Raw genomic sequence first — 22,938 nt, 5'->3', positions numbered from 1 at the left:
GTCAACTTTGGAGGAACAACATGAAAACAAAACGCCATGCGAAAATTCTCGAGCTGATCGAGCAATACTCCATTGATACCCAGGAGGAGTTGCTGCGGTGCCTCAAGGAGCACGGCTATAACATTACCCAGGCTACCGTGTCCCGGGATATCAAGGAGCTGCGTTTGGTAAAGTCGCTTGACAGCGATGGAAAATACCGCTATGTAGCCGCAAAAACCGAGCATGCCGGGATTTCATCAAAGTTTCGCACTATTTTTGCCGACGCTGTCCTTTCCATGGATTCCGCCCAGAACCTCATCATCATCAAATGCTATTCAGGCATGGCCAATGCCGCCTGCGCGGCGCTTGATTCCATGCATTGGGAAGGAGTGGCCGGGACTCTGGCGGGAGACGATACCATTCTGGTAGTCTGCCGTACGAGTGAAAACGCCCAGACACTGATGCAGGATTTAAAATCCTTTCACCGCTAGGGGATAGAACGATGCTGGTAACGCTTCATATCGAAAACATTGCAGTCATCGAATATGCGGACATTTCCTTTGGTCCGGGGCTTAACATCCTGACCGGCGAAACCGGCGCGGGAAAATCCATCGTGATCGACTCCATCAACGCCGTGATGGGGGAAAGGGTGTCGCGGGACGTGGTGCGCACCGGGGCGAAGACCGCTCGGGTCAGTGCACTGTTCGATTCGGTCGGCCCCGCTGCCGCCCGGATCCTGGAGGAAAACGGTTTTTCCTGTGAAGAGGACGGTACGCTTCTCTTGCAACGGGAAATCAGCGCTGAGGGAAAAACGGTCTGCCGCATTGGAGGCCGCCTTACCACGGTGTCCATTCTGCGGGAGGTGGGCCGTACTCTGTTGAACATTCACGGCCAGCATGAAAACCAGGCTCTTCTTTCCCCTCAAAAGCATATTTATTACCTGGACAGTCTCGGAGGTTATCCGGACCTGCTTGCCAAGTACCATTCTGTCTATGACCGGCTTTGCCGGATCAAAAAAGAGCTTGCCGCCACCGATATGGATGAGGCGCTTAAAGCCCGCCGGATTGACCTGCTTCGGTATCAGATTCAGGAGCTCGAGGAAGCCGGTTTGCGCCCCGGCGAGCTCAAAGAGCTGGAAGAGCAGCGAACTGTGTACCTCAATTCCGAACGCATCGCTACCTCGGTTTTGTCTGCCCGCGCGGCAATCGGCGGAGACGAAGAAAATGAAGGGGCTTCCCAGCGCATTTCGGACGCCGCCGCTGCTTTGCAGGATGCCGCCCGGTATTATCCTCATCTGCATCCTCTGGCGGAACGGATGCAGGCAATGGTGTATGACCTGGACGACGCAAACGAAGAGCTGCGCGAGGTAGGGGAGCAGCTGGAGTACGACCCCAGGCAGCTTGACGCCATCGAAAGCAGGATTGACTGCCTGCACCGCCTTGCCCGAAAATATGGAGATACCGAGGAAGAAATGCTCCGGTTTTTGGATAACGCCAGCCGGGAGCTTTCACAAATTGAGCTGTCCGACGAGCGTGCGGCCAAACTCTCGAAGGAATTCGAACAGGTACAGGCGCAGGCGGTGGAGCTTGCGGGGGAACTGACGGTTAAGCGGATGGAGGCGGCGAAAAAGTTCGAGGAACGGGTACGGCGCGAGCTTGCCTTCCTTGATATGCCGGGTGTACGGCTGCAAACGGCCTTTACGCCCTGCCCGCTTTATGCAAACGGCGCACAGACGGTGGAGTTTCTGCTGTCGGTGAATCCCGGTGAGCCGCCCAAGCCTATTTCGAAAATTGCGTCAGGGGGCGAACTCTCGCGCATTATGCTCTCCATTCAGAACGTTCTGGCCGACCAGGATGAGATCGGAACTTTGATCTTCGACGAGGTGGATACCGGCATCAGCGGCCGGGCCTCTCAGAAGGTGGGGCTTAAGCTTAAACAAGTTTCCAAGGGCCGGCAGATTCTCTGTGTTACCCATTCCGCTCAAATTGCCGCCTTTGCCGACCTGCATCTGCTTATTGAAAAGCATGTGCGGGGGGAGCGTACCTTTACGGATGTGCGTGCGCTCAATGAGGATGGACAGAAACGAGAAATTGCCCGCATCATCGGCGGCGAGACGATTACACAGCTGACGCTGCAAAATGCCAGTGAGATGCTGCGGCTTGCACAGGAAGCGTCCAATCGGGAAAAGTAAAATAATGCAGAAAGCCTCTTGACAAAATATAGATGGATACGCTATAATAGCTACTGTTGCTTTGGTAAAGCAAGTATCCGGGTGTAGCGCAGATTGGTAGCGCGCTTGAATGGGGTTCAAGAGGCCGCAGGTTCGACTCCTGTCACTCGGACCAACAATACAGACCTGCCTTTTATTGAAAGATAAAGGGCAGGTCTGTTGTTATTCTATAGCAGTGTTTGGGAAAACCTTTTAGTTTTCGCGGAGTGCGAGGAGCACGGTAAAAGATCTATATGGACGTCCTCTCTTGCGCTCAGAAGCTCAAAGGATACTCCAATATAGAATGGGTTGTATCCTTTGAGGAAAATTCTGCGCCTCATCACGATATGGAGGTCTTTTGATGCACGTTTATCACCACGACGGCCGCGGCGATTTTGAATGCTGCCGTCCGTGCCCACCCTTTCCTTGTCCACCACCGTGTCCGCCCTGTCTCTGCCCTGTTATAGGACCGACGGGACCTACTGGTGGACCGGGCAGTACAGCCTATATATTTAGCAACTGACCAGCTTGTTAGTGACGGAGGATGGGGTGGATTGGGAACATCTTCATCCCCTTCTCTATTTACGTCCAGTACAGTGACGCTATCGGCCCATGTTACAATTGTCGGTCTTATATTAAACGTCAGAGATAATACGCTTCCGGCCGAAACAAACTTGACCGCAGAGATTTTTACAAGTCCATGCGGCTTCACTGATCCTGTCGGCACAGGTATAACGGCTACAATCACAGGATCAAGTAATGCTGAAACGCCAAATTACCTTGCAATCGGAACCGGAAGTGTTGGGGTAACACAAGACTCTCTGTTATCCGTGCGGTTGACGACAAGTCAGGGTGTAGGGTTCTAACCAGAGGCGTGGCCGTTACAGTGCTTACGACCATTCCTTAAATGAAACAGAGTAACCAATCGAAGCTGTCAGAAAACAGAATAGTCTAAAGAAGATAAACAGCTGCAAAATACGATATACGCATTCAAAATGGGAACAAGTATAGAGAAATCTTTTTTACACCATAAAGGCAAGAAAGAACCGCTTAAATGCAGGAAAACCCAATGTTTAAGCGGTTCTTTTGTATTTCTTCTGATTTATCCATCGTGTTTGAGAGGCATTTAATTAATGCGGTCATCCGTCAGAACAGAAGGGGAAACGTGCGTAATGTACCGTCATTTTCGTATTCTTCTGCCTTATTAAACCGAACCTTGCTACCCGTGTTTAACCAATCTGCTTGGGGAGTGAAGCATAGTTACACTCATTCCCATTTAAAAAAGCGTATGGATGCTCCGATACAAACGGCTGCTTTGCTGCGTCTGAGCATGCATAACAATAAAAAGCACAGGCCCAAATATCTTCGGGCATGTGCTTTTTTAACCGTTTTGTTTACTGGGCGCTGAACTTCTGCTTAACGGAATCCACTTTGTTCTGCTCCGCCTGCTCGGTGGGATACCAGCCCTTTGCCGCCATCTTGTCATAAATGGTATCTTGCATGCACAGCGCGTCGTTGAGGGCGGTACTGAACGCCTGATGCACGTTTGCTGTGGGAGATTCGATGGTTCCGTGCATAAAGAGGTCGCAGACCCCTTTCTCTAAATGGAGAAGGTTTTCCATCAGGTTTTTGTCATCCATGTTTCTTTTCTCCTTTCGTCATCAAAGCAAGCCGTAAAAACTCTGGAAGATCTGCTGATGCTTCTGCGCCATTTGCTGGACACAGGCTTTCAAGTCTGCGTCCTGAATCTGGTTTGCCGTCTCGTTGCACTTGGTCTGGAAATATTTCTCGTGGCCCAGTGCGTCTTCCACATACAAAAGTTCTTTTGTCGTCATGGATATCATGCCTCCTGTGTTTTGGTTTCCTTTTTATTTTGTTTGATTTACCTGGCAATATACATCCCCATACCGCAAATTTTGACGAAGAAATCCGCTGGATTTTGAAAAGCGGCCGCAAATCGTCAGAGGATTGTCCGTCCCGTAAAGAACGGCCGGGCCACGGAAAAGAGCAATAAGATATTTCAAAATTATGAAAATGAAAAAGGATAGTAGATTTATGTCAACAAATTCGGTATAATAAAAAAAGGGATTCATCTCAAATTTTCGATTGCGCGAGGGATTGCACAAATGAACCGGATATTAATTGTAGAAGACGAAATCGCCATAGTGGAACTGATTCAGGCCGGTCTTGCAAAGGCTGGCTATGCCTGTGAATATGCGCTGGACGGAGCGGCAGCGGCGGACTTAATCGAGCACAGGGAGTACGACCTCATTTTGCTGGACATTATGCTCCCAAAGCTGGACGGATATGAATTGATGGAATACATTGAGCCGCAGCGTATCCCCGTCATTTTCATCACCGCCCGCGCCGCCACCAGCGATAAGGTCAAAGGCCTTCGCATGGGGGCGGACGACTACATCGTCAAGCCCTTTGAGGTAGACGAGCTGCTTGCCCGGATCGAGACGGTGCTGCGCCGCTATAACAAGAGCCAGACGCAGATTGTGCTCGAGGATGTCACCATCGACATTGAGGCGAGAAGCGTAGTCAAGAACGGGGCAGTCATAGAGTTGACCCCCAAGGAATTTGACCTGCTTTTGATGCTCGCCCGCAATAAAAACACCGCTCTGTACCGGGAAACGCTCTTTGAACGGGTATGGGGCGAAGAGTTTATGGGCAACACCAGGACGCTGGATCTGCACATTCAACGGCTGCGCAAAAAGCTTTCCTGGCAGGACAAAATCAAGACCGTTTACCGCATCGGCTATAAGCTTGAGGTCGAGTCATGAGGTTTTCACTCAAGCTGGTGCTGTGCACTACCGTCATTACCGCGCTGCTTTTTTCCGTCTGCGGAACCCTGATGGTCAAGGAAAACTTTGACCGTTCTCTGGAGCTGGCGGTTAAGCAGAACGTCAACCAGCATACACTGGAGCGGTATGCGCTGGAGTCAAACATGCTCGGGTACATACTCAGCGGTGAAGAATTCACCGATGAAAAGCTGGCCGAATATGGGTACCGTCTGTCCGGCTACGCCGGAACCAAGTCCCAGCGCATCGCCATCTATACCGAAGACCGGCAGGAAATTTTTTCGAACCTTCCCGAGGGCTTAACCAGAGAAGCGGTGGCCGGAGTTCTGGGTACCAATGGAGACGATTATCAGCTGGAAAAGGCCGGGCAGGAAATCTACATGCTTTTGGCTTCTTATTTGAATATTGAAAACCATCCCGTTTACGTAGCCAGCGCCTACGACATGACCAGCGTTTTTACCGAACGGGACCGGCAGTTGCGTACGTTTTTAATCTTAAACGGCATCATCATCGCCATCTCCCTGTTCGCCATTTTCCTTCTTTCCATGCTGCTAACCGCGCCCATCAAAAAGCTCAATACAGCCAGCCGAAAAATTGCCAAGGGCGCGTACAGCGAACGTACCCATATCCATTCGCAAGACGAAATCGGCGAACTCAGCCGCAGTTTTGACCAGATGGCCCAGGCGGTGGAGGACAAGATCGAGGCCTTAAACGCCGCGTTGAAACAAAGGGAAGATTTTATTTCCAGCTTTTCCCATGAAATTAAAACGCCTATGACCGCCATCATCGGCTATGCGGACATGATGCGCCTGACCCCCTGTGAAAAAGACACCCAGCTCAAATATGCCAATTATATCTATTCCGAGAGCAAACGGCTTGAGGAGCTGTCCAGAAAGCTGATGGACCTGATGGCCCTGTCGGAGGAGCCGGCGGTGCTGGAACCAGTGGATACCGGGATGCTTTTTTATCGGCTCAAAAAGCAGCTGGAACCGGCCCTGGGCGAAATTACGCTGGAAATTGAGGCGGAGGACGCGACTGTTTTAGCGGAAGAGACGCTTTTAAACTGCCTCATCCGAAATCTGGTAGTCAACGCGAAAAAAGCGGACCCCAAGGATGGACAAGTGCACATCAAGGGAACGATCGAAGGCAGCCGCTACGGCGTCTGCGTCACCGACAAAGGGTGCGGTATTCCAAAGGAGAAGCTGTCACGTATCGTGGAACCCTTCTATATGGTGGACAAGTCCAGAGCCAGAGCCTGCGGCGGCGCGGGGCTGGGCCTCGCCATCTGCCAGAAAATCGCCGAGCTGCACGGCACCAAGCTGGAATTTGAAAGCGTACTGGGAGAGGGGACTTCGGTGCGATTCCTGCTCAGATGCTGGAAAGGAGAGGAAGAGGGAGATGCGACGCAGGCTTAAAAGTGTTGCAGCGGTGCTGCTGACGTTGGTTTTGGTTTGCCTGGCTGCCTTTGCGCCGCTGGAATATTTCCGCCAGCAGGACAACGAGCTGCTGCATACCGCCCACCCCCGGCAGCAGGTAACGGCTACCATCGACCCGGAGGCGAAGGAGATTTATCTGGTGCGTGCCATCCATCGCATTTACGACGAAGCTGCTTCGAATTTGGTGTCCTTTACCAATGTGGACGATTCCATGATGCGGATGTACCTCAATGCACAGCTTGGAGACGTGATTGCAGCGGGTTTGCTGTCTGAAACCATAGCGGAGGACATTGCGAAGACCCAGTCCTTTTCCCAGATTGGAATCACCTGGCGGGATGGGGACGAAACGGTGAAACTCGCCAAGTATACGGTGCAGATTGCCGATACCTTTCAGTTTTATTACCAGATGGAGGGGAAGACGAACAAACTGCTGTCCATTTATCTGCGGGACGAAAGGCTAACGGGACACACCGAGTCGCAGAAAATGGGAATAATGCGCAGCTTTATCTCCTATCTGGGACTGGATATGGTGGATGACTGGGTGTATTCCAGCGAGGGCTTTTCTTCGGAAAAGGCCCAGCTTCAGGTATACGGCAGCATGGGAAAGGGGGAGCTGGCGCTGGAGGTGGTTCCAAGCGGCCTGTACCAGACGGGGACTTGGCGCAAGCGGTTCCTTTCCAATTTCTTTTTGATTCAGCCCAGCCAGCCCTGGGGATGGCAGAACGCGGGCAAGCCGCAGGAGTCCGCCTCCGAACAGGAAGAAGCGTCTCTTCCGGCTGATTAAGCTTGCTGCAGGAATTACTCTTCTGAAAGCGTGGGACGCAGCTTCATTGGCATAGGATTTCATTTTTGAGGGTATGCTTCCATTGAACAGGCATCAAAAAAAGAAAAGGGCAGGCGGTGCGAAGTCACGCCGCCTACCCTTTTCTTTTTTTGCTATGCCTTGGGAGAACGTGTCTCGGTTACACTGGACAAAAGCCGGAAAGCTTCCTGCAAATCCAGCTGCAGCTTTTGAGCCGTAGCCGCTACCGATTTCAGAGAATTGCTCAGCTGGTCGGCCTTTTCTTCCGTAAGACCGCCGATAGAAAGCGCGCCTTGCAGCTTTTCGCTTTCCTGGCTGAGGGTCTGGGTCAGAGCGGCTTCGTCCGCGGCAACCGTTTGAATGAATTCGGCCAACGCCTTTGATGCCTCCGGAGAGATGGGTGAAGAAGAGGATGGTTGCATCGGGTATCCCTCGCTTTCACGGTACTCTTCCCAGTTTATGAAAGAAGGAAACTTTTGGTGTATCAATTTACAAACTGCATGCTGGGATATACCCGTTTGAGATAATCGTCCGGATAGTGCTCGTCGAAATATTCGTCCACGGCGTTGGAAGCCGCAATGCCGTTATGCCGTTGGGACTGGCGCGATACTGCCAGGGCGGAGACGGTGATGTTAAAGAGCATAAACGCCACCAGCACCCAGGTCAGGGGAATCCCAGCTTTGTTGGGGATCTTTTCAATGAAGTTCGATAGCTTCGGATAAAACCAACGAAGCCACAAAAGGGCAAGGGCTCCCCAGAACATACAAAACAGCAGGCTGACCCGTCCGTTCAGGTTAAAAGGCAGATGACGGTACTGCCAGGAAACGGTACCGAATAGCGTCTCCTGCACCCAGCTGCACAGATATTCAAACCCGCCGCCCAGGACGGAGCCGCCGAGAAAAATCCAGACGGCATGTTTTTTCGTCAGCCAGTGAAGGCCGATGGTCATCAAAAGAGCGCCGAACCCATAGACCAGGTTGAAAGGGCCGTAAAGAAGCCCCGTACGGTTGGTAAAGCGAAGCTCAGTTACCAGGTAAAAGACTGTCTCCACCACTACGCCCAGAAAACAGCCGATGAAAAAGACCCAGAACAGCTTATAGAAGTTAAGCCCCCTGGCGAAGGAAGGAACGGTCGCCTTGGGCATGGCTGCCGGCTTTTTGATTCGGTTTTCGTTTTGAATCCTATCATCAATCATAGGCGGGATTTCCTCCAAGCATATGGGTAAATGGGCGAATAAAAAGACACTTTTCCCATTTGATACGTAAATTCTATTGTGTCGTCTCCCAAAAGGAATATACCGTACGGCGATATTTGACAGGTGCGAAACAAATGACATTGATTTTGATTGTATTTAAAAGGTCATAAACGGGATACTCGGGTCAAATCCTCCCGCCGCCGCTTGGTAACCGCTTTGTGTATGAAATAAATATAAGGAAGTCCCAGATTGGTTTCCAGAAGGGAGTTGACCACCAGCGGCAAAATGCCCTGGGGACGGATACCGGTAATGAGCAGAACAAATTCCCAGGAGAACTGGACCAGAATTCCAATGGCAAGAATCCATTTCAGATTCACCCGGTCTTTTTCCTCCTTGGTCTGGATGTTTTTCAGGCACAAGGCCGCATAGCCCACAAAGAGCAGGATAGCCATAATCCCATGATAGCTGCCGGTGCCCCGGGAGATGGAGACCTCTGCGAATTCGCCTCCGAAATTCTGGCTCAAAAGCGCCGAGGTAAGCCACCCGGCAATGATGAGAATCGACCATTCCAGGCTGTGATGATCCCGGTCAAGCCACAGCCAGATCCACACGAAATTCGTAAACCCGTAGCTCATACTCAGCCACAATAAGAACCAGAAAGGATCCGCGCCGCTGACCACCCGGGTGCCAAGCAAAAGGTAAAAGCCGCCGTAGTCCACAAGAAAATAGAGAAGGCCGCCCAGAATGCCGAAAATCGCGGCTGCATACCGTTTGGTATAGAGCAAAATTCCAAGCAGAATGAGAAGAAACCCAATATCCAGATAGATATAGAGTTCATTGAGCACTCGCGCCGCAACCACTTCCATAAAGTTCCCTCCTATTTGATATTGTCTTAAATGATACATGATTTTGTCGAAATTTCAAGCAAATCGTCCAAATGCACAAGCGAATCGCCGAGAAAGTGGCAATTGCTTCGGTAAAATGACTTTGATCATACAGGAAATCTGGAGAGAGGCACAAGCAAAGGATCACCGGATTATGCCGACGCCAGGAACTCGTTTGCCTGCATCGGCCGGCTTTCATTCGTATTCATAAAAGGGTATAATAAAAAGCCCGGCTGGGAGTCCCAGCCGGGCTTTTTATCCATTCGCCGAAAAGGCCGCTTTATATTCCTGTATCCTGGCATTGGGTTCACTGCAGGCCATCAGCTCTGACATGACGCACACGCCGGCCGCCCCCGCCGTTTTCACGGCAGAGAGGTTTTTAGGACGGATGCCGCCGATGGCCAGAACCGGGATGGAAACCGCACTGCAGACCTCATTTAAAAAGGAAAGCCCTCTTGGGGGCAGGCCCTGCTTGCAGGCAGTCTCGAAAATGTGTCCGGCAATGAGAAAGGCGGCGCCCAGGGCTTGGGCCTTCCTTGCCTCGAAAACGCTGTGCACCGATACGCCTGCTTTTGGGAAGTCCCGGCAGATCCCTTCGTTTTCGAGAAGCATGGGAAAGGGTACCTGAACCGTGTTAATCCCCAGCCGCTTGGCGACGCCGACCCGGCTGTTGACGATGAGCTTCGTTCCGAAAGCGTCACAGATGTCTCGGCAGCGAAGGGCCAGGTCCTCGTACGCTTCCTCCCGCAGGTCCTTTTCCCGCAGAAGGATGCAGTCAATCCCGCCCTCGGCCAGCGCCCGAACCCGGTCTTCCAAGGAATCGGAACAGAGCAGGCGGTTGGTCACCGATACGATCATTCTTTTCTCCTTACATACGGATGTAGTCCCGGTAGACCGGCTGCATTCCGCGGGCGACAAGCATCTGCTCGATTTCGGTGACGCTTCTCGGGTCGGAAATCTGAAACTGGGCGTCTCCCTTTTCCTCTTCCTCATGACCGCCCACGCCGGTTTTAACCCCGGCGGAAATCTTGGTGGCGGCCAAACCCACCACATGGTCCCGGAATCCCGCCCGCTCCCGGGTGGAAATGTTGATCCCGGCAAAGGGGAGGAGCAGGCGGTAGGCGAGCATCACTTGGAGAAGCTGAGGCTCGTGGACGTCATTGGAGCTGTTCTCTGCGTTGTTCTTATAAGGGCGCAGCCGGGGAACTGAAAAGCTGACCTCCGCCTTGGGGTACTTCTTCTGCAGGTAGCTTGCGTGCAGCCCTGCGGCGAAGGCATCCTTCCTGAAATCACCAAGTCCTAAAAGGGCACCCACGCCCACTCCGCGCATGCCGCCCATCAACGCCCGTTCCTGGGCGTTGAAGCGGTAGGCAAAGTCCCGTTTGGGGCCGCTTAAATGTACCTGGGCGTATTTTTCCCGGTCGTAGGTTTCTTGATAGACGCTCACAAAGTCCGCCCCGCACCGCTGCAGATGGGCGTATTCCTCCACTTCCATGGGATACACCTCAATGCCGATGGTGGTAAAATACTGCTTGGCAATCTCCACCGCTTTGCCGATGTACTCCACGTCGGAATGGTATCGGGATTCCCCGGTCAGCAGGAGAATTTCCCGCAGGCCGGTTTTCGCAATGGCGGCAAGCTCGTGGTCAATTTCCTCAAAGGTCAGCTTGCCGCGGTTGATGTGATTTTGGCAATTAAAGCCGCAGTAAACGCAGTGGTTGACACAGTAGTTCGCGATATAAAGAGGGGTGTAGAGGCCCACGCTGTTGCCGAACTGGCGGGTGGTCAGATGCTGTGCCTTGCGGGCCATCTGCTCGAGAAACGGGGCCGCCGCCGGGGACAGGAGCGCTGCGTACTGCTCTTCGCTCAAGCTCTCGCTTTCGAGAGCCTCGGCCACGTCTCTGGCGGTGAAGGCGTCAAAGTTATATCGGTCATACCGGTCCATCACCGCGTCTAAAAGATCCGTCATTTTCGTCTTCGCTTCCTTTCCAAAGTTGCGTGTTTAGTCCTGCAAAAAGCCGGTCAGGGGAGAGGAAGCCTCGCCGGTGTATTCGAGCACCCGTCCAAGCCCCGCCAGATAAGCGGCCCGGCCCGCCTCTACCGCCAGCTTAAAAGCGCGGGCCATGGCTACCACGTCTTTGGCGGTAGCCACCGCCGTGTTCGCCAGCACCGCCGCCGCGCCCATCTCCATAGCCTCGCAGGCCTGGGAGGGGCGGCCGATTCCCGCGTCCACCACGATGGGCAGGTCGATTTCCTCAATGAGCATGCGGACAAAATCACGGGTCAAAAGGCCTTTGTTGCTGCCGATGGGGGCGCCCAGAGGCATGATGGCGGCGGCGCCCGCATCTTGGAGGGCTCGGGCCGCGATCAGGTCGGGGCTGATGTAGGGCAGGACCACGAACCCTTCCTTGGCGAGGATTTCGGTGGCCTTGATGGTCTCCATATTGTCCGGCATCAGGTATTTCGTGTCATTGATGACCTCGATTTTCACAAAGTCCCCGCAGCCAAGCTCCCGGGCGAGCCGGGCGATGCGCACCGCTTCCTTTGCATCCCGGGCCCCGGAGGTGTTGGGCAGGAGGGTGACAGTTTTCGGGATATAGTCGAGAATATTGCCCCCGCCGCCCAAATTCGCCCGGCGCAGGGCCAGCGTTACCATTTCCACTCCGCCACTTTCGATGGTTTCTTTCGTTTTCTCCAGAGAAAATTTTCCCGTCCCCAGAAAGAACCGGGAGGTAAATTCCTTTCCTCCGATGAGGAGCGTATCTTTTTGCATTTGTGTCGTCTCCTTTTATCGAGGTTAAACCTCTGTGATTCCCAGCAAGAGGCGCAGGGCCATGTTAGCCTGATGAGCGGCGCAGACCGTCACCCGCGGTGCCATCAGGCCATTCCCTTCCCTTGCCTCATTCGTACCGTCGCCGCACAGGTAAAGGTTTTCAAACCGGCGCACGGTCTTAATCGAATTGGCGCTTTCAAACCCGGCCATACCGGAGGCGGCCACCAGTTTGATTTTGGGCCGTCCTTCCAGCAAAGCGCTCACCAGCGCCGCCTTGGATGCAGGGTCGTCAAACGCTTCGCACACCACGTCGCAGTCCCCGAAAAGGGCGGCGGCATTGGCTTCCTCCACCCGCACAGTATGGGTATCTACCGAGACATAAGGATTGATTTCCCCAATCTGCTCTTTGAGCGCCTCGGTTTTGGGCCTGCCCAGATGACGCATCAGGTAGCTCTGCCGGTTTAAGTTGCTGGGCTCTACCAGATCAAAGTCCGCGAGGATAAGTCGGCCCACGCCGGTGCGGGCCAGCATCACCGCAATGTTCGACCCCAAGCCTCCCAGGCCCGCGATTCCTACCGTGGCCTTTTTCACCCGTTCATGAACATATGGGGTATGCCGGGCGGCCATCATGCGTTCAAGCTGGGCTTTGTCCGGCATTTTTCCCTTCTCAATGAGGGTAATTTGGTCCCCGTTTCTAAGAGGAAGCGTTCCTTCCACGGCGAATCCGTTGCGGATATAGACATCCGCGGCAATAGAGAGCCGCTTTGCCAGGGAAGAAACGGTTTCCCCTTCCAAAGCTTTTTCCTCTTTCCCGTTTACCGTGACCCGCAGCATCTCTCAGCCGCCTCCCACAAAGCTGACCACTTCCAGCTCGTCGGTGTCCGTTAGAATAACGCAGGCAAACTGGGCTTTGGGCACAATCTGGCCGTTTCGCTCTACCGCCACCTTAGCAGGATCGCAGCCCAATGCCGTTAGATAGGAAAGCAAGGATACCGGTTCCTCCAAGGGACATGCTTGACCGTTAAGCTTCATTTGATTTCCTCCTTTTTGCAAAAGAAAAAGGCCAAACGCACCGCGCTCGGTACGTTTGGCCTTACTCAATTCGGAACAAAAATCCGTTTTTAAGCTCGAAACTCCCTCCGCCGGTACTAACCGCACAGGTTCCATGAGTAAGAGGACCACACCTCACTCTCAGCCAATTTCATTGGCTCCCCAGTTCTTGCGTCTTATTCTTTTGTTTTTTCTAGTATAATCCGCCAAAATTCCCTTGTCAAGCCTGTTTTTTTCGCCTTTTTTGCGGGGCGCTTGTTTTTTTCTCTTTTCGCGGTTACAATCGGGGGCGTTTGGACTATAATAAGGCATGGGGCAGAAATGCCGTTTTCACTGAAAAAAGAAGGGGCTGGTACCGAATGTGGGCATATGAAAGCGTATTCTATCAAATCTATCCGCTTGGATTTTGCGGAGCGCCTTGGGAGAACGACGGGGTGACCGTCAACCGCATCGGCAAGGTGGTCGATTGGGTGGAGCATATCAAAAGCGTGGGCGCAGACGCCGTCTATTTTTCTCCTGTCTTCGAGTCGGACGCGCACGGGTACGACACCCGGGACTACCGGAAAATAGACGGCCGCCTGGGCACCAATGAGGACTTTGCCGCAGTCTGCGATACCCTGCACCAAAATGGTATCCGGGTGGTGCTCGACGGGGTGTTCAACCATGTGGGCCGGGGCTTCTGGGCCTTTCAGGACGTGCTCAAAAACCGGGAGGCTTCCCCTTATAAGGACTGGTTTTTGATCCACTTCGGCGGCGACAACGGCTATCACGACGGGCTGTGGTACGAGGGCTGGGAAGGCCATTATGAGCTTGTCAAGCTCAACCTGCGAAACGAGGCGGTGATCCATCATCTATTCGAATGCATCCGGGGCTGGGTGGAGCAGTTCGACATCGACGGCCTGCGTCTGGATGTGGCTTATTGCCTGGACCCGGAGTTTTTGCACCGGCTGCGTTTCTTTACCGACACCTTAAAGCCGGACTTTTTCTTGGTAGGCGAAATCTTAGGCGGGGACTACAACCGCATTCTCGGCGGCTCGATGCTTCATTCTGCCACCAACTATGAGTGCTACAAGGGACTTTACTCCAGCTTTAACAGCCTCAACCTCTTTGAGATCACCCATTCCCTCCTGCGCCAGTTCGGCCCGGAGAACTGGACCTTGTATAAGGGCAAGCACCTATTTAACTTCGTGGACAACCACGACGTGACCCGGGTGGCTTCCATCCTGCATGACCCGGCGCATCTTCCGCTTATTTACGCTCTTTTGTTCGCCATGCCGGGGATTCCCTGTGTGTACTACGGCAGCGAATGGGGAGCGAGAGGGGAGAAGGCCCAGGGGGATCATGCCCTTCGCCCATGCTTTGACGCGCCTGAGAAAACAGAGCTGACCGAATGGATTGCCAGGTGCGCTGCCGCCCATAAGAAAAGCAAAGCCCTCTGCTATGGAGACTTCCGCTCGGTTTTGCTGCAAAATAAGCAGGTGATCTTTGAGCGCGCTTTCGAAGGGCACAGGGTGCTTACGGCCATCAATGCCGATTCCAATCCCTACACCGCTCACTTTGATGCAGGTGCCGGCCGGGCCAGGGATTTGCTCACCGGAAAGGTACACGACTTCGGGGGCGGCAGCGAGCTGCCTCCTTACAGCGCCTTTTATTGGGAAATATTCTGAGGAAAAGCGGATTTATGCTATAAAACTATAGAATATTTATCCATATTCCTCTTTTTCGCATCTCATCCTTTTAGAAAATAAATTCGCTAATAAGAAAGGCGATTATCTGACAAGATAATCGCCTTTACATCTTTATTCGATAAATTATAGAATGAAATATCTATATTATATCCTATGGCGTGCCGTTTTACTGACAGTGGCGGAAGGATGTTTACCGCCAAAGGAAAGGGATGCTCAAAAGCGCCTGTAAATAACATGGAAGAAAGGCAAAGGACCTAATTTGGCTGAAAGAGGAAGTAGCGTAGGATGAGGCGGGGCGCTTGCTTCCGGTCTTTTAGGCTGGTATAATAAGAATTTAGACGCAAGGAATTGCGAAAAATGCCACAAAGAAACGAGGAAACCCATGCTTACCATTACCCATACCCAAGGACGGGCCCGGCGGGGCGAGTTCGTCACCCCTCACGGCACGGTGCAGACGCCTGCCTTTATGAATGTAGCCACGGCGGGCGCTATCCGCGGCGCCGTGTCCGCCTATGACCTCAAGGACCTGAAATGCCAGGTGCAGCTGTGCAATACCTATCATTTGCATGTCCGCCCCGGAGACGATCTGATCCGGGAATACGGGGGGCTGCACGCCTTTACCGGCTGGGACGGGCCGATTCTGACCGATTCGGGCGGATTTCAGGTTTTTTCCCTGGCCTCCCTGCGCAAAATCAAGGAGGAGGGGGTACACTTTTCCTCCCATGTGGACGGGCGGAAAATTTTCATGGGCCCGGAGGAAAGCATGCGCATCCAGTCGAACTTGGGCTCTACCATCGCCATGGCCTTCGACGAATGCGTGGAAAACCCTGCGGCCTACGACTATGCCGCCGCTTCCTGCCGCAGGACGGTGCGCTGGCTCAAGCGCTGCCAGGCGGAGATGCAGCGGCTGAATCACTTGCCGGATACCTTAAATAAAAAGCAGATGCTCTTCGGCATCAACCAGGGCTGCACTTTTGATGACCTGCGGGCGCAGCACATGCAGGAAATCGCAGAATTAAACTTAGACGGCTATGCTATCGGAGGTCTGGCGGTGGGGGAGCCCGCTGAGGACATGTACCGCATCATCGACACGGTCACTCCCTTTATGCCAAAGGACAAGCCCCGGTATCTCATGGGGGTGGGTACGCCGGTGAACATTCTGGAAGCGGTGCGCCGCGGAGTGGATCTTTTCGACTGCGTCATGCCCAGCCGAAACGGTCGCCATGCCCATGTGTTTACTTGGGAAGGAATCCGTAATTTAAACAATGAGAAGTATAAGCTCGACCATAAGCCCATTGACGAAGAATGTGACTGCCCTGCCTGCCGCCGGCATTCCAGAGCCTATATCCGGCATTTGTTCAAATGCGGGGAGATGCTGGCCATGCGGCTTTGCGTCATGCACAATCTCTATTTCTACAATACTTTACTGGAAAAGATCCGGTTCGCTATTGAGAACGCCCAATTTGATGAACTATATGTAAAATTTGCCCCGGTGCTGGACAAACGCATTTAAAAAAGCTTGCAAGTGCCTTATTTACCCGCTATAATGATCGGGAATACTTTTGGAGGTGTTTTGTGTAATGGTAGAACAAGGACTTCAGCTCCTAGACGCAAACGCGGCGGCCGGCGCCAACGGCACGATGACGATGATTTTGCAGTTTGGCCTGATCGCTTTGATGATCGTGGTCATGTACTTTATTTTGATTCGTCCCCAGCGCAAGAAGCAGAAGGAAGAGGCCAAGATGCGCGACAATTTGCAGGTGGGCGACGAGATCGTGACCATCGGCGGAATTGTTGGCAAGGTTGTCAGCATGAAAGAGGATTCGCTTTTGATCGAGACGGGTGCCGACCGGGACAAGGTCCGCATTATGAAATGGGCGGTCCAGACCAACAACACCGTTCACGACAAATAAGCAACGCATAATTGCCTTCCCCTGGGAATATCATTTGGTAGGCGGCATCCAAACGGGTGGAATGCCGGGTACGAAATGCTAGGCCGAATAAGGGGAGGGCTTTTCCATGAGAACCGATCGTGTCAGTCCGGAGAACAGCAGTATGACGGTGAAAGTCAAGCCGATCATGATTGGAATTTCCGGCGGTGCGCTGATCTGCGCGCTGGCGCTGCTTTTGTTTTCGTTAATCATTTCGATGAACAATATTCCCCAGTCGGCGGTGACGCCGCTGGCCACCACGGCAGCTTCGGTGGGCGCCTTTTTCGGCGGGCTTATGACGGCGCGGATGATCCGGTCAAAAGGGGCGCTGTTCGGCGCCATCACTGGTTTTGTGCTGTTTGCGGTTTTGTTTATCATCAGCGTGTCCGCCGCCGGGGAGACGCTGGGAATGGCTACGCTCATTAAGCTCATCTCCATGCCGGTGGCGGGCGCTCTGGGCGGAATTTTAGGGGTCAATCTGCGAAAAAGATAGGTTTTATTTGAAACCGGGTTTCTTTTGTGCTATAATATCCCTACAGCGGCGGCTTTTGAAAGCCGTCGAAGCGGTGTCATACCGCTTCGGATGGGAGTCCGTGGGCTTTCATCCGTGAAAACCATTGTACCGCAGCAAAGCAGCACAGCCGCTTTGCTTGTGGCAAATGGACGACCAATGAACGGGCAAGGGAGGTACAAACGAATGAGCCATATCAAGACCATCAACAAGGCCAATCTCAAGGAGAGCGCGGCGAAGGGCGGTTGCGGCGAATGCCAGGCTTCCTGCCAGTCCGCCTGCAAGACTTCCTGCACGGTTGCCAACCAGAAGTGCGAGAAGTAAGAACCCGGACAAAATCAGGGTTTGCCGTTTAAGGGACAGAGTTTCTGTCCCTTAAATTATGTCCTTTTTGAGAAAATCCCGTTGTCCGCACGGCTGCATAGGCGGCCTAGGAGGAGGTACTTATGATTCACCGATACGAACAAAACGGCTTTTTCATCGTACTCGACGTGCACAGCGGCGCGGTGCACGTACTCGATGAGATGACCTATGAAATGACCGGGCTCTTGAAAGCCCCGATGCCAAAGGAGTGTCCGAAAGCCCTGCTCGACGCACTGGCACCCAAGTACGGGGCGGACAAGCTCAGGGAAGCCTACGGGGAGCTGTATACCCTTTATAAAGAAGGAACCCTCTTTTCCGAGGACGACTATGAGCAGTTTTCTGGAAAGATGGTGTCGTCCCCAGTTAAGGCCATGTGCCTGCACATTGCCCACGACTGCAACCTGCGCTGCGAATACTGCTTTGCGGCCAAAGGGGACTTCGGCCACGGCCGCAAGCTGATGCCGCTGGAAGTGGGGAAGGCGGCCATTGATTTTCTGCTGGAAAACTCCGGCTCCCGGCGCAACCTGGAGCTCGACTTTTTCGGCGGCGAGCCGCTGATGAACTTCAATGTGGTCAAGCAGGTGGTGGAATACGCCAGAAGCAAGGAGAAAGCGTACAACAAAAACTTCCGCTTTACCATCACCACCAACGGTCTTTTGCTCGACGACGATAAAATCGCGTTCATTAACAAGGAAATGTCCAACGTGGTCCTTTCCATTGACGGGCGCAAAGAGGTCAACGACCGGCTGCGGGTCACGCCAAACGGCAAGGGCAGCTACGATGTGATTCTGCCCAGGTATCAAAAGCTGGTAAAAACCCGGGGCGGGAAGGACTATTATGTCCGCGGGACATTTACAAAGTTTAACCTGGACTTTTCCGAGGACGTGTATCACCTGGCCGGGGAAGGGTTCGACCAGATTTCGGTGGAGCCGGTGGTGTCCGACCCGAACCTGCCCTATTCCATCAAAGAAGAGGATCTGCCCCGGGTGTTTGAGGAATACGAGCGCCTGGCCAAGCGGCTGCTCGAAAGCAAGCGCAAAGGGGAGGGATTCAACTTCTTCCACTTTATGATCGACCTGGACCAGGGCCCCTGCGCCATCAAGCGGCTGCGCGGCTGCGGCTGCGGCAACGAATACGTGGCCGTAACCCCGGAGGGGGACATCTATCCCTGCCACCAGTTTGTGGGGATGGATGGCTGGAAGATGGGAAACGTGCTGGAGGGGACCTTCGACCGGGAAGAGAAGGCGCGTTTTGCCAAGGCAAACATCTACGGCAAGGAAGGCTGTCGGGACTGCTGGGCCAAGTTTTACTGTTCAGGCGGCTGCAACGCCAACAACCAGCAGTACGCGGGCGACATCTTAAAACCCCACGCCCTTTCCTGCGAATTGGAAAAGAAGCGTCTGGAATGCGCCATCATGATGAAGGCGGCGTTGGCCCAGGACGAATAAGCAACGATAAAAAAGAGGCGAAGCGGAGGCTTTGCCTCTTTTTTTGCTGTGCAAAAGGCTTACCGGGCAGTTTCCATAACCAGCTTGACATCATTTTGTATTCGTTAACATAATATAGTTACCATAATATTTATGCAGTTTCCATAACAACGAACACATAAATTGTGAAAGTGGAACGAAAATTGCCTTCCATGACATTTTCCTTGATAAAATCCGCCGAATATACTATAATGAACATTCATGAGGACGGTGTTATAAAAATGGATCGAATGTACGGTTTTATCGGCTGTGGAAATATGGCCAGTGCCATTCTTGGCGGGATGCTGGCGGGCGGCGTTTGCGCTCCAGAGCAGCTGATGGTTTATGATGTTTCGGCGGAAAAATGCGAAACCTTTCGGCAAAAAGGCGTTTTTGTCGCCAAAGACGCGGCGGAGCTGGTGCGCCGCTGCGACGTGGTGGTGCTGGCGGTCAAGCCCCAGGTTTACGGCTCGGTGTTGGAAGGAATTAAGGACGCGGTTGACGAAACAAAGATTCTCGTGAGCATCGCGGCTGGCATTTCCACCGATTATGTCAAGAAAGCCATCGGTTTTCCCTGTAAGGTGGTGCGTGCCATGCCCAATACCCCGCTGCTGCTGGGATGCGGCGCTACCGCTCTTTCCAGGTGTCCTTCGGTGACGGACAGTGAATTCGAAGAGGTTTCCCGCCTCTTTTCCGCTTCCGGAATTGTGGAAAATCTCCCGGAGGAGTCTATGAACGCGGTGATCTCGGTCAACGGCAGCAGCCCGGCCTATGTTTATCTGTTTGCCAAGGCGGTGATCGATTCGGCGGTAGCCCAAGGGATTGAACGCAAGGCAGCCAAGCGCCTGATCATCCAGACCCTCAAGGGGAGCGCGAAAATGCTCGACGAAAGCGGCATGGAGCCCGACGAGCTGATTAAGATGGTAGCTTCTCCGGGAGGTACCACCCTGGCAGCGCTCAATTCCTTCTCCGACGACGATTTTGAAAAGGTAATCGACAACGCCATGATGGCCTGTACTACCAGGGCCGGGGAACTGGCAAAATAGGAATATTGCCGCTTATAAAAGCATACCTATCCTTCAGACGGAGAATTTTCGGCTGGAGGACTGCATATGAACTGGACAACCAATATACATACCTTTCCCAAACGGGCGTGGGAAGCCCTGTCTCAGAATCGGATGCTGCTTTTTTTCACCTCGCTTTTGGTGTGCGGCCTCTTTTTCGGGGTGCTCATTTCCAAAAACATCTCGGAGGAAAACGCCCAGACGCTGGTAAGCCTGCTGGGGGGCTTTACCCTCAACCGGACGGCACAGCCGGTGCTGACCACATTTCTCAATTCGCTGATGTCGGTGCTTCCCTTTGTGCTGGTGCCGTTTTTCCTGGGAGTGAGTGCAGTAGGGATACCGCTGATTCCCTGCGTGCTGGTGTTTCGCGGGCTGGGGCTCGGCACGGCGCTTGGGTATCTGTACGGGGTAAACGGCCTCAAGGGCATCGCCTTTTCGGTGCTGCTGATTATCCCGCCCGCCATTGTATCTTCCATTCTGATTATTCTATCCTGTAAGGAAGCGTTCCGTTTTTCTATGCTGCTGTGCCGCCGGTTTTTACCAAAGGCGGACGGGCAGGAGGGGCTGTGGCCTCAGCTGAAAATTTATCTGGTTCGCTTTCTGGCGCTGCTGATCCTGTTGTTCCTTGCGGCATTTGTGGACACGGTGTGTTCGGCGGCTTTTTCCCAGTTTTTTGTGACTTAAATTCCGGCAAGATGAGGGGACAAGAAGATGGACTATCTCGCACTGTTTGAGAGATACTTGACAGACAACAAATCGGTTTCCGCCAATACCCTGTCGTCCTACAAACGGGATGTGCAGCGATATCTGGCCTTTCTGCAAAAGCAGGGGCTTTCTTCGCCCTGCGACGTGGAGGAGCCGGTGATGAAGCGGTTTGTCAGTTTTCTTGAACTGTCGGGAAAGAGCGCTGCTACGGTGACCCGGTGTGTGGCGTCCCTGCGCTGCTTTTATCAGTTTCTGGCGGCGGCAGGCTACTCCCATACCAATCCCGCCCGGGACATTAAGCTCAAAAAGGTGGAAAAAAAGCTTCCGCAGATTCTAACCGGCAAGGAAATCGAGCTGTTTTTGTCCCAGCCGGACCCCTCCGACGCGAAGGGCTGCCGGGACAAGGCGATGCTGGAGCTTTTGTATGCCACCGGAATCCGGGTATCCGAGCTCATCAGCCTCAACGTGGAGGACGTAAACCTCCAGGTGGGGGTGCTGCACTGCCACAACGAAAAAAGCGACCGGATTATCCCCATCTACCCCACGGCGATTACGGCGGTGTCCGACTATTTGTGCCGGTTTCGCGGGGTGATCGCTTCGAACGAATGCGGACGGGCGCTTTTTACCAATTTGAACGGCCAGCGTATGACCCGCCAGGGTTTCTGGAAGATTGTCAAGGGGTATACCGCGCAGGCCCATATCGAAAAGGACATCACGCCGCACACGCTTCGCCATTCGTTTGCCGCACATCTGCTGGAAAACGGGGCGCAGCTGAAGGATATACAGGAAATGCTGGGACACGCGGATATTTCCTCCACCCAGATCTACGCGCAGGTTTTGCAGGAGCGGTTTAAAGAAGTGTACAAAAACTGCCATCCCCGTGCAAAGCACGCATAGCAAGGGACAGGGGATATACCGAACCCGGACGTTTGAATGACAAAGGAGTTGTAACGCATTGGCAGGATTTTTTGGTTTGCTCGACTACAACAAGCCTGGAAAAGGAGTGGAGAAGGGGGGACCCCAGAAACAACCGTTTTTCGTATTCTTTGAGGTTTTGTTCCGTAAGTTCTGGAAGCTTGTTTTGCTCAACTTAATATACTGTCTGTTCTGGATGCCCATTCCAATCGTCGGTCTGCTGCTTACCCTCTATGCTTTTCCGCAGCCGCAGCCGCTTTTTTTCCTTGGTTCTCTTGCGCTGACCCTGCTGATTTCTGGCCCCATTACCTGCGGCCTTACCTATGTTACCCGCAACTTTGCCCGGCAAGAGCATGCTTTCGTCTGGCATGATTTCATCGGCGCCACTAAGGCCAACTGGAAGCAGGGACTGGCCGCTTCGGTGATCAACGGCCTGGTCTATGGAATTCTCGGCTTCGCGGCGTATTTTTATGTTCTGAATAAGGACAATACCAATTTCCAGGCGATTTTCTATCTTGCTATTGTGGTCTCCATCATCGCGCTGTTGATTTTCACTTTCATGCAGTATTATATTTACCTGTCCATCGTATCCTGTAAGCTGACGATCAAGAAAACCTACCAAAACGCGTTCCGCTTGGCACTGGCCGGCGTGCCGCGCAATCTCCTGATTTCCATTATTGTGGTGCCGTGTGTGATCGTTCTGGCGCTGCTGGCAGTGGACTATCAGCCGCTTTTGTTCTTTGCGTTTCCGATTTCGCTGATCTTCACCTTTGCCTTCGGCAGCTTCTTCATCAACTTCGTTGCCTATCCGTTTTTCCAGAAGAACGTCATTGATCCCTATTACCGCGAGCATCCGGACCAAATCTCGGATACCATGCGTACCTGGGGGTATCTTGAACAGGAAGAAGAGGAAGAGGAGGACGAGGAAGAGACGGATGAAGAAGTGCAGACGGCCCCATCCGAGCCTATTGGCAAACCGGATCCGTCCAAGTCTTAATTCGAATCATTTTAGGGGTGTTTTGTGCTTTGGGCATAAAATGCCCCTTTTGTTTTACATGGATGGGCGGCCTGCGATTTTCCCGGCAGAGAAAACGCGGTTTTGACTTTACACCGAAGGTTAAATATAGTAAAATAAACAAAACAAAAGAACAAAGTAAAGGATG

Annotated in this window: 25 protein-coding genes, 1 tRNA gene and 1 riboswitch; of the genes, 16 read left to right on the top strand and 10 right to left on the bottom strand. The window is 53.0% G+C overall.

What is annotated here, in order from left to right; genetic code table 11:
• Positions 1–20: 20 nt before the first annotated feature.
• The 3 genes from WMO26_RS01505 to WMO26_RS01495 all read left to right on the top strand — a co-directional run bounded on the left by WMO26_RS01505 (position 21) and on the right by WMO26_RS01495 (position 2,324).
• Entirely contained in the window at positions 21–470 is a 450-nt protein-coding gene (locus WMO26_RS01505; protein WP_349217756.1) for an arginine repressor, read from the top strand.
• Between the two features lie 11 nt (positions 471–481).
• Positions 482–2,170, top strand: coding sequence for a DNA repair protein RecN (recN, locus tag WMO26_RS01500; RefSeq protein WP_349217755.1), 1,689 nt, complete (start codon positions 482–484; stop codon positions 2,168–2,170).
• A 77-nt stretch (positions 2,171–2,247) separates the two neighbouring features.
• Positions 2,248–2,324, top strand: a tRNA-Pro gene (locus WMO26_RS01495).
• Positions 2,325–3,582: 1,258 nt separating this feature from the next.
• On the opposite strand, the gene WMO26_RS01490 is transcribed toward WMO26_RS01495, so the two are convergent.
• Positions 3,583–3,828: a spore coat protein gene (locus WMO26_RS01490; protein WP_349217754.1), complete on the bottom strand. Its 246-nt coding sequence runs from the start codon at positions 3,826–3,828 to the stop codon at positions 3,583–3,585.
• 21 nt (positions 3,829–3,849) lie between these two features.
• Positions 3,850–4,023 (bottom strand): hypothetical protein, encoded by a 174-nt coding sequence (locus WMO26_RS01485; protein WP_349217753.1) that lies wholly within the window; start codon positions 4,021–4,023, stop codon positions 3,850–3,852.
• Positions 4,024–4,314: 291 nt separating this feature from the next.
• Between WMO26_RS01485 and WMO26_RS01480 the strand changes: the two genes are divergently transcribed.
• From WMO26_RS01480 to WMO26_RS01470, 3 genes are read left to right on the top strand one after another with little or no spacing between them, the layout of a single operon-like run.
• Entirely contained in the window at positions 4,315–4,974 is a 660-nt protein-coding gene (locus WMO26_RS01480) for a response regulator transcription factor (protein WP_349217752.1), read from the top strand.
• Positions 4,971–6,407, top strand: coding sequence for a sensor histidine kinase (locus WMO26_RS01475; protein WP_349217751.1), 1,437 nt, complete (start codon positions 4,971–4,973; stop codon positions 6,405–6,407). Before WMO26_RS01480 ends, WMO26_RS01475 begins: the two co-directional genes overlap by 4 nt.
• On the top strand, positions 6,391–7,212 hold the full coding sequence (locus WMO26_RS01470) for a hypothetical protein (protein ID WP_349217750.1): 822 nt from the start codon (positions 6,391–6,393) through the stop codon (positions 7,210–7,212). The genes WMO26_RS01475 and WMO26_RS01470 overlap by 17 nt, the downstream gene beginning before the upstream one ends.
• A 152-nt stretch (positions 7,213–7,364) precedes the next feature.
• Here the strand turns inward: WMO26_RS01470 and WMO26_RS01465 are convergent, their stop codons facing one another.
• From WMO26_RS01465 to thiS, 8 genes are all read right to left on the bottom strand, one after another.
• On the bottom strand, positions 7,365–7,604 hold the full coding sequence (locus WMO26_RS01465) for a hypothetical protein (protein WP_349217749.1): 240 nt from the start codon (positions 7,602–7,604) through the stop codon (positions 7,365–7,367).
• A 110-nt stretch (positions 7,605–7,714) separates the two neighbouring features.
• Positions 7,715–8,425: a putative ABC transporter permease gene (locus WMO26_RS01460; protein WP_349217748.1), complete on the bottom strand. Its 711-nt coding sequence runs from the start codon at positions 8,423–8,425 to the stop codon at positions 7,715–7,717.
• 164 nt (positions 8,426–8,589) lie between these two features.
• The gene (locus WMO26_RS01455) at positions 8,590–9,291 is read right to left on the bottom strand and encodes a hypothetical protein (protein ID WP_349217747.1); all 702 of its coding nucleotides are present in this window, start codon (positions 9,289–9,291) and stop codon (positions 8,590–8,592) included.
• A 273-nt stretch (positions 9,292–9,564) separates the two neighbouring features.
• Complete coding sequence (locus WMO26_RS01450) at positions 9,565–10,167, bottom strand: thiamine phosphate synthase (protein WP_349217746.1); 603 nt, start codon at positions 10,165–10,167, stop codon at positions 9,565–9,567.
• A gap of 10 nt (positions 10,168–10,177) precedes the next feature.
• Entirely contained in the window at positions 10,178–11,278 is a 1,101-nt protein-coding gene (gene thiH, locus WMO26_RS01445) for a 2-iminoacetate synthase ThiH (RefSeq protein ID WP_349217745.1), read from the bottom strand.
• A gap of 33 nt (positions 11,279–11,311) precedes the next feature.
• Positions 11,312–12,082, bottom strand: a complete 771-nt coding sequence (locus WMO26_RS01440) for a thiazole synthase (RefSeq protein WP_349217744.1) — start codon at positions 12,080–12,082, stop codon at positions 11,312–11,314.
• A 24-nt stretch (positions 12,083–12,106) separates the two neighbouring features.
• The gene (thiF, locus tag WMO26_RS01435; protein WP_349217743.1) at positions 12,107–12,916 is read right to left on the bottom strand and encodes a sulfur carrier protein ThiS adenylyltransferase ThiF; all 810 of its coding nucleotides are present in this window, start codon (positions 12,914–12,916) and stop codon (positions 12,107–12,109) included.
• Between the two features lie 3 nt (positions 12,917–12,919).
• On the bottom strand, positions 12,920–13,114 hold the full coding sequence (thiS, locus tag WMO26_RS01430; RefSeq protein WP_349217742.1) for a sulfur carrier protein ThiS: 195 nt from the start codon (positions 13,112–13,114) through the stop codon (positions 12,920–12,922).
• 85 nt (positions 13,115–13,199) lie between these two features.
• A riboswitch (TPP riboswitch) is annotated at positions 13,200–13,307 on the bottom strand.
• 184 nt (positions 13,308–13,491) lie between these two features.
• On the opposite strand from thiS, the gene WMO26_RS01425 reads away from it, so the two are divergent.
• The 10 genes from WMO26_RS01425 (at position 13,492) to WMO26_RS01380 (ending at position 22,772) form a co-directional block, all read left to right on the top strand.
• Entirely contained in the window at positions 13,492–14,799 is a 1,308-nt protein-coding gene (locus WMO26_RS01425) for an alpha-amylase family glycosyl hydrolase (RefSeq protein ID WP_349217741.1), read from the top strand.
• 403 nt (positions 14,800–15,202) lie between these two features.
• Positions 15,203–16,333, top strand: coding sequence for a tRNA guanosine(34) transglycosylase Tgt (gene tgt, locus WMO26_RS01420; RefSeq protein WP_349217740.1), 1,131 nt, complete (start codon positions 15,203–15,205; stop codon positions 16,331–16,333).
• Between the two features lie 67 nt (positions 16,334–16,400).
• Positions 16,401–16,733 carry a preprotein translocase subunit YajC gene (yajC, locus tag WMO26_RS01415; protein WP_349217739.1) on the top strand — a complete coding sequence of 111 codons (333 nt, stop codon included), beginning with the start codon at positions 16,401–16,403 and terminating at the stop codon, positions 16,731–16,733.
• 106 nt (positions 16,734–16,839) lie between these two features.
• Entirely contained in the window at positions 16,840–17,244 is a 405-nt protein-coding gene (locus tag WMO26_RS01410) for a TIGR04086 family membrane protein (RefSeq protein ID WP_349217738.1), read from the top strand.
• A 204-nt stretch (positions 17,245–17,448) separates the two neighbouring features.
• Complete coding sequence (gene scfA, locus WMO26_RS01405) at positions 17,449–17,586, top strand: six-cysteine ranthipeptide SCIFF (RefSeq protein WP_349217737.1); 138 nt, start codon at positions 17,449–17,451, stop codon at positions 17,584–17,586.
• 122 nt (positions 17,587–17,708) lie between these two features.
• The gene (gene scfB, locus WMO26_RS01400; protein ID WP_349217736.1) at positions 17,709–19,073 is read left to right on the top strand and encodes a thioether cross-link-forming SCIFF peptide maturase; all 1,365 of its coding nucleotides are present in this window, start codon (positions 17,709–17,711) and stop codon (positions 19,071–19,073) included.
• Between the two features lie 260 nt (positions 19,074–19,333).
• Complete coding sequence (proC, locus tag WMO26_RS01395; protein ID WP_349217735.1) at positions 19,334–20,137, top strand: pyrroline-5-carboxylate reductase; 804 nt, start codon at positions 19,334–19,336, stop codon at positions 20,135–20,137.
• A gap of 66 nt (positions 20,138–20,203) precedes the next feature.
• Positions 20,204–20,839 carry a stage II sporulation protein M gene (locus WMO26_RS01390; protein ID WP_349217734.1) on the top strand — a complete coding sequence of 212 codons (636 nt, stop codon included), beginning with the start codon at positions 20,204–20,206 and terminating at the stop codon, positions 20,837–20,839.
• A gap of 27 nt (positions 20,840–20,866) precedes the next feature.
• Positions 20,867–21,757: a site-specific tyrosine recombinase gene (locus WMO26_RS01385; RefSeq protein WP_349217733.1), complete on the top strand. Its 891-nt coding sequence runs from the start codon at positions 20,867–20,869 to the stop codon at positions 21,755–21,757.
• A gap of 58 nt (positions 21,758–21,815) precedes the next feature.
• Positions 21,816–22,772: a YesL family protein gene (locus WMO26_RS01380; RefSeq protein ID WP_349217732.1), complete on the top strand. Its 957-nt coding sequence runs from the start codon at positions 21,816–21,818 to the stop codon at positions 22,770–22,772.
• Positions 22,773–22,938: the final 166 nt, after the last annotated feature.

The organism is Solibaculum intestinale, from assembly GCF_040096205.1.
In the GTDB taxonomy this organism is placed as follows: domain Bacteria; phylum Bacillota; class Clostridia; order Oscillospirales; family Acutalibacteraceae; genus Solibaculum_A; species Solibaculum_A intestinale.
The sequence above is the reverse complement of the archived record's forward strand: the minus strand, read 5'-3'. Positions and strand labels throughout refer to the sequence as shown.

What these genes read in the sequence shown, in the direction of transcription:
- WMO26_RS01505 (WP_349217756.1), top strand. Translation starts at nt 21, where the DNA reads ATGAAAACAAAACGCCATGCGAAAATTCTCGAGCTGATCGAGCAATAC.
- recN (WP_349217755.1), top strand. Translation starts at nt 482, where the DNA reads ATGCTGGTAACGCTTCATATCGAAAACATTGCAGTCATCGAATATGCG.
- WMO26_RS01490 (WP_349217754.1), bottom strand. Translation starts at nt 3,828, where the DNA reads ATGGATGACAAAAACCTGATGGAAAACCTTCTCCATTTAGAGAAAGGG.
- WMO26_RS01485 (WP_349217753.1), bottom strand. Translation starts at nt 4,023, where the DNA reads ATGACGACAAAAGAACTTTTGTATGTGGAAGACGCACTGGGCCACGAG.
- WMO26_RS01480 (WP_349217752.1), top strand. Translation starts at nt 4,315, where the DNA reads ATGAACCGGATATTAATTGTAGAAGACGAAATCGCCATAGTGGAACTG.
- WMO26_RS01475 (WP_349217751.1), top strand. Translation starts at nt 4,971, where the DNA reads ATGAGGTTTTCACTCAAGCTGGTGCTGTGCACTACCGTCATTACCGCG.
- WMO26_RS01470 (WP_349217750.1), top strand. Translation starts at nt 6,391, where the DNA reads ATGCGACGCAGGCTTAAAAGTGTTGCAGCGGTGCTGCTGACGTTGGTT.
- WMO26_RS01460 (WP_349217748.1), bottom strand. Translation starts at nt 8,425, where the DNA reads ATGATTGATGATAGGATTCAAAACGAAAACCGAATCAAAAAGCCGGCA.
- WMO26_RS01455 (WP_349217747.1), bottom strand. Translation starts at nt 9,291, where the DNA reads ATGGAAGTGGTTGCGGCGCGAGTGCTCAATGAACTCTATATCTATCTG.
- WMO26_RS01450 (WP_349217746.1), bottom strand. Translation starts at nt 10,167, where the DNA reads ATGATCGTATCGGTGACCAACCGCCTGCTCTGTTCCGATTCCTTGGAA.
- thiH (WP_349217745.1), bottom strand. Translation starts at nt 11,278, where the DNA reads ATGACGGATCTTTTAGACGCGGTGATGGACCGGTATGACCGATATAAC.
- WMO26_RS01440 (WP_349217744.1), bottom strand. Translation starts at nt 12,082, where the DNA reads ATGCAAAAAGATACGCTCCTCATCGGAGGAAAGGAATTTACCTCCCGG.
- thiF (WP_349217743.1), bottom strand. Translation starts at nt 12,916, where the DNA reads ATGCTGCGGGTCACGGTAAACGGGAAAGAGGAAAAAGCTTTGGAAGGG.
- thiS (WP_349217742.1), bottom strand. Translation starts at nt 13,114, where the DNA reads ATGAAGCTTAACGGTCAAGCATGTCCCTTGGAGGAACCGGTATCCTTG.
- WMO26_RS01425 (WP_349217741.1), top strand. Translation starts at nt 13,492, where the DNA reads ATGTGGGCATATGAAAGCGTATTCTATCAAATCTATCCGCTTGGATTT.
- tgt (WP_349217740.1), top strand. Translation starts at nt 15,203, where the DNA reads ATGCTTACCATTACCCATACCCAAGGACGGGCCCGGCGGGGCGAGTTC.
- yajC (WP_349217739.1), top strand. Translation starts at nt 16,401, where the DNA reads ATGGTAGAACAAGGACTTCAGCTCCTAGACGCAAACGCGGCGGCCGGC.
- WMO26_RS01410 (WP_349217738.1), top strand. Translation starts at nt 16,840, where the DNA reads ATGAGAACCGATCGTGTCAGTCCGGAGAACAGCAGTATGACGGTGAAA.
- scfA (WP_349217737.1), top strand. Translation starts at nt 17,449, where the DNA reads ATGAGCCATATCAAGACCATCAACAAGGCCAATCTCAAGGAGAGCGCG.
- scfB (WP_349217736.1), top strand. Translation starts at nt 17,709, where the DNA reads ATGATTCACCGATACGAACAAAACGGCTTTTTCATCGTACTCGACGTG.
- proC (WP_349217735.1), top strand. Translation starts at nt 19,334, where the DNA reads ATGGATCGAATGTACGGTTTTATCGGCTGTGGAAATATGGCCAGTGCC.
- WMO26_RS01390 (WP_349217734.1), top strand. Translation starts at nt 20,204, where the DNA reads ATGAACTGGACAACCAATATACATACCTTTCCCAAACGGGCGTGGGAA.
- WMO26_RS01385 (WP_349217733.1), top strand. Translation starts at nt 20,867, where the DNA reads ATGGACTATCTCGCACTGTTTGAGAGATACTTGACAGACAACAAATCG.